At 50.5% G+C, this 4,309-nt stretch carries 5 protein-coding genes and 1 pseudogene; 4 read left to right on the plus strand and 2 right to left on the minus strand.

Going from position 1 to position 4,309, the window contains the following annotated elements; translation table 11 throughout:
• From J4G02_05475 to J4G02_05490, 4 genes are all read left to right on the plus strand, one after another.
• Window positions 1-273: pyridine nucleotide-disulfide oxidoreductase (locus J4G02_05475; GenBank protein ID MCE2394029.1), on the plus strand; the 273-nt coding region annotated here is incomplete at its 5' end.
• A gap of 80 nt (window positions 274-353) precedes the next feature.
• Complete coding sequence (locus J4G02_05480; protein MCE2394030.1) at window positions 354-857, plus strand: hypothetical protein; 504 nt, start codon at window positions 354-356, stop codon at window positions 855-857.
• 57 nt (window positions 858-914) lie between these two features.
• Window positions 915-1,982, plus strand: coding sequence for a dehypoxanthine futalosine cyclase (gene mqnC / locus J4G02_05485; protein MCE2394031.1), 1,068 nt, complete (start codon window positions 915-917; stop codon window positions 1,980-1,982).
• Window positions 1,982-3,025, plus strand: a complete 1,044-nt coding sequence (locus J4G02_05490) for an Ldh family oxidoreductase (protein ID MCE2394032.1) — start codon at window positions 1,982-1,984, stop codon at window positions 3,023-3,025. The genes mqnC and J4G02_05490 overlap by 1 nt, the downstream gene beginning before the upstream one ends.
• 5 nt (window positions 3,026-3,030) lie before the next feature.
• On the opposite strand, the gene J4G02_05495 is transcribed toward J4G02_05490, so the two are convergent.
• Both J4G02_05495 and J4G02_05500 read right to left on the minus strand, forming a co-directional pair.
• Entirely contained in the window at window positions 3,031-3,753 is a 723-nt protein-coding gene (locus J4G02_05495; protein MCE2394033.1) for a DUF169 domain-containing protein, read from the minus strand.
• Between the two features lie 96 nt (window positions 3,754-3,849).
• Window positions 3,850-4,210 (minus strand): annotated as a pseudogene (locus tag J4G02_05500) (hypothetical protein).
• Window positions 4,211-4,309 lie beyond the last annotated feature (99 nt).

Raw genomic sequence — 4,309 nt, forward strand, 5'->3', positions numbered from 1 at the left:
GTCGCCGAAGGAGAAACGAAAGGGTTCATGAAGGTTGTTGCGACCCGTTGGAAAGGCAAAATCTTAGGCGTCCATCTAGTCGGACCAAGTGCGGGAGAGGTTATCCACGAGTTTGTGTTGGCAATGAGTGTGGGCATTCCATTACGGAAGTTGGCGGGAATTATCCACGTTTATCCGACGTTTGCGAGCATCGTTTGGCGCGTTGCTGGAAAGTGGCTCGCCGAAGGCACCCTGATTCAAACGCTACGCGGAATATTCAGGAAAGGTAATTAGCTGGAGCTATCGGGTTTTTCGGTTGTTACTTTTCGGCAATCGTGATATAATTTGTCCGAAATAATAAGGAGGATCTGTAAATGAGATTCAATATATGGGCATCAAGCGCAATCATGCTGATTATCCTAGCACTTATTAGTGGCATCGGCTGTGAATCATCTGATCATGATGAAGATGGAGAACATGACGCAAAGGGTGAACAGACAGGGCATCTCCCAAGTCACGCAGAGGGAGGCGGCGAAGGAGAAGAGTCTGGACAAACGTTTGCTAAAAACGAAACTTATGACCAAGCGCGACACGGCGCACGGTTAATACTCTCCTATGATCTGAACACGAACACCTTCGTTGGAACGGTAGAGAATACGACCAACCAAACCTTGTCCAAGGTGCGCGTTGAAGTTCACCTATCTAACGGAATAGAACTAGGACCTACGACACCGACTGACCTTGTCCCTGGTCAAAAGGTAAACGTTGAACTCAATGCGGCAGGACAAGATTTTAACAAATGGTCTGCCCATCCAGAGACTGGCTCAGGTGAACACGGTGGTGGGGAACAACACGACGAGGGCGGTGAGCATGACTAAAATGTCCTGTCTAGAAATGACAAAAATCTACACGACGAAACGAGGAAACTAATAAATATGGATGCAACCATTCAACCGATTTTGGAGAAGGTGTTAGCCGGTGAACGCCTGGATTTTGATGACGGGCTGACCCTTTTCAAAAGTCACGACCTCCTATCAATCGGAGCAGCAGCCGACACAATCCGACAACGGAAGCACCCAAAAGGATACATCACCTATATCGTTGATCGCAATATCAACTACACAAACTGGTGTTATGTCGACTGCGACTTTTGCGCCTTCTATCGCCACAAAACTGATCCCGATGCCTATGTGATGTCCAAGGAAGAGTTAGGAAATAAAATTCAAGAGACAATTGATCTCGGCGGCGTGCTCATCCTCATGCAAGGCGGATTACACCCCAAACTGAAACTTGACTGGTACGAAGACCTCCTTCAGTGGATTAAGGCAAATTACAAAATCCATATCCACGGCTTCTCCCCACCAGAACTGGATTGGTTCGCCAAAATCAACCGACTCTCCCTCAAAGAGACCTTGGTCCGTTTACGCGATGCAGGCTTAGATTCCATTCCCGGCGGCGGCGCGGAGATCCTGACCGACCACGCCCGCGATGAAATCAGTCCGAAAAAATGCACATCAGACGAATGGCTGGAAGTAATGCGGCAAGGGCACTATGTGGGACTCCGTTCAAGTGCAACGATGATGTACGGACATGTCGAGAGCTACGGCGAGCGCGTGGAGCATCTCCTCCGCCTGCGAGAACTGCAAGACGAAACGGGCGGCTTCACAGCCTTTATCTGTTGGTCGCTTCAGCCTAAGCACACGCGCCTTGAGCATATCCCACCCGCAGGCAGTTTTGAATACCTCAAGACACTCGCGATCTCCCGGCTAATGCTTGACAACTTTGACAATTTCCAATCGTCATGGGTCACCCAAGGACCGAAGATCGGTCAAATGTCGCTCAAGTTTGGGGCAAACGACATGGGCGGCACAATGATCGAGGAGAACGTCGTTAGCAAGGCGGGAACTGTTTACTGTATGCCCATCGAAGAAATCGAGCGCACGATCTCTGAGTTAGGGTTCGTTCCGAAGCAGCGGAACTTCTATTACGAAACCATCAACTAATGCCACTGATTCCTGCCGCCCGACTCAGAACCATCAGCATCAATATCTTCACCGCCATAGGTCTCAAACCGGACAAAGCCCAAACGATCACGAATCTGCTCATCGAGTCCAATCTCGCCGGACACGATTCACACGGTGTCTTGCGCCTACCGCAGTATGTCCTGAGCATCCAGAATAAGGCAATTGATCCAGATGTGGAGATTGAAATGGTCGGCGAAACCCCCTCCAGCGCGATCATTGATGGGCATAGCGGATTGGGGCAATTCATCGCCACACAAGCGATGGAAGTCGCCATTGCGAAAGCGAGAGAACACACCATCAGCACAGTGAATGTCTACAATTGCAACCACATTGGGCGGCTTGCTGATTATGTGTTGATGGCAGCAGAAGCCAAGATGATTGGCTTGCTGTTTCTTAACGGACATGGCGGGGACCACGGCGTTGCACCGTGGGGCGGCACCGATCGGCGACTCAGCACGAATCCCTTTGCGTGTGCTCTCCCTACAGGGAAGGATAGTCCGATGGTCATCGATCTCACTACGAGCATCGTTGCCGGCGGGAAAATTCGCGCGTATCGCAGTCGCGGCGAGCCGTTGCCAAAAGGTTGGATCCTCGACACCGATGGGGGCCCAAGCACCGATCCCAACGCATACCTCGAAGACCCGCAAGGCGCGCTGCTCCCATTCGGGGACATCGCGGGACACAAAGGTTACGGGTTAAGTATGATGACAGATATTCTCGCTGGCGCGATGTGCGAAGCCGGCTGCAGCCGGTCATCGGCGTCCGGTGTCGGTAACGCTTTCTTTATCATCGTTATTGACATCGAGAAATTCATAGACCTTGCGGATTTTGAAGCGCACGTCGCACAGATGATAGATTTCGTCAAAGCCTCTCCAACTGCACCCGGTTTCGATGAAATTTCGATCCCCGGTGAACGTTCTGCCCGTACCCGCCAACAACGATTAGCAGAAGGCATCCCACTCGACGATACAACATGGGAACGTCTCGTCGAAACCGCGCAAAGCGTTGGAGTTCCCATCTAGCACGATCAGGCAAATCGGCGCATATCCTCATTGGCATAAGCCGCAACCGCTGCATTCGCCTCTCGCCTCGCTTTCAGCTTTTCGACAACTTCCTCCAACCGTTCCGATGGAATTGTACACGTCATCTCATCCGGCGACATCCCTGTTCGCACCCGGCTTAACATACACCCCGTACTAATCGCCAGTTTCCCCTGCTCTTTCGAGATTGGGATGATGTGGCACTGCGGTTTGCCAACAAAGACCGTATCACTAAACCCATCGTGGATAACCATGGCTTGGAAACCATTTACTTTCAAAAGTATCACATCGGGGTCAATGGAGGTATCCGCTAAGGGTCCATAGGTGATGTAGTTCGGACGGTCATTCACAAATGGAAGCTGCATCGCCTCTTCGGGAGATACCCAACCCACCTCTACGATGGCACCGACATCTGCGTTATCCATGACCTCTTCCAGCGTTTTCAAGCCGTGTGTGACACTCCCAACGCTACAGTTGTAGTGATCTTCTGGCACTGTCGTAAACGTCTGATCGCTGGCATCCTTCCAAAAGACGCATCCCGCTGGAACTTTGCCGCTGCGACCATCGGGCGTGGGGACTGGCATCTCACCCTTATGTGCTGACACGCCTTGCGGGGCTTCGTCAGAAAATGTGATGGCGATGGGTGCGTGCTTCAAGCCGAGTTCTCTATCTAATTGTTCAGCTAATAATTTCCAATCTTGGGCTGCCATAAAAAGTATCCTTTCATGTGATATATTGCTTGAGGTAGAGCAGGTATGTGTCTCGTCTCTACTATCATCTTTATCCTTCAATTCACTGTTGATGCTTTAATTCGTGCCTGTACCACCAATAACGATAAGGAATGCACTATCTTCGCTTGCATAGACCGCGTGCAGGACGTCCGCTGTGAAAGTAACTGCCTCACCTTGTTCCAACGTAATCTTCTCACCACTTGTCGTAAATATGATGTCTCCACTAAGCGTGATAACCAAGCGTAGTTCCCGCTTTGAGAGCAACCAGCACGAGGGTCATTTCACTTCCATGAGCCAGCGTTAATGAGGCACGTCCTGACGTGGCAGCGTTCGCTTCCTTCATCAGCTTTTCAGCCATTGACATAAGCGGAAACGCCTTAGTCATCGGTTCGTTTAGATCTACAGGTCTGTAGGGTCGTTCAAATGATGTGTTCATTGTAAAATCTCCGTTGATCGAACATTACGTTAAATAGACTCCCTTCCGCCTATTTGTCGTTTATGTTTTAGGTTTGGTACGTTTTTCCAAGATGAGTTG

The sequence above is a fragment of the Candidatus Poribacteria bacterium genome, assembly GCA_021295755.1.
Taxonomy (GTDB): domain Bacteria; phylum Poribacteria; class WGA-4E; order WGA-4E; family PCPOR2b; genus PCPOR2b.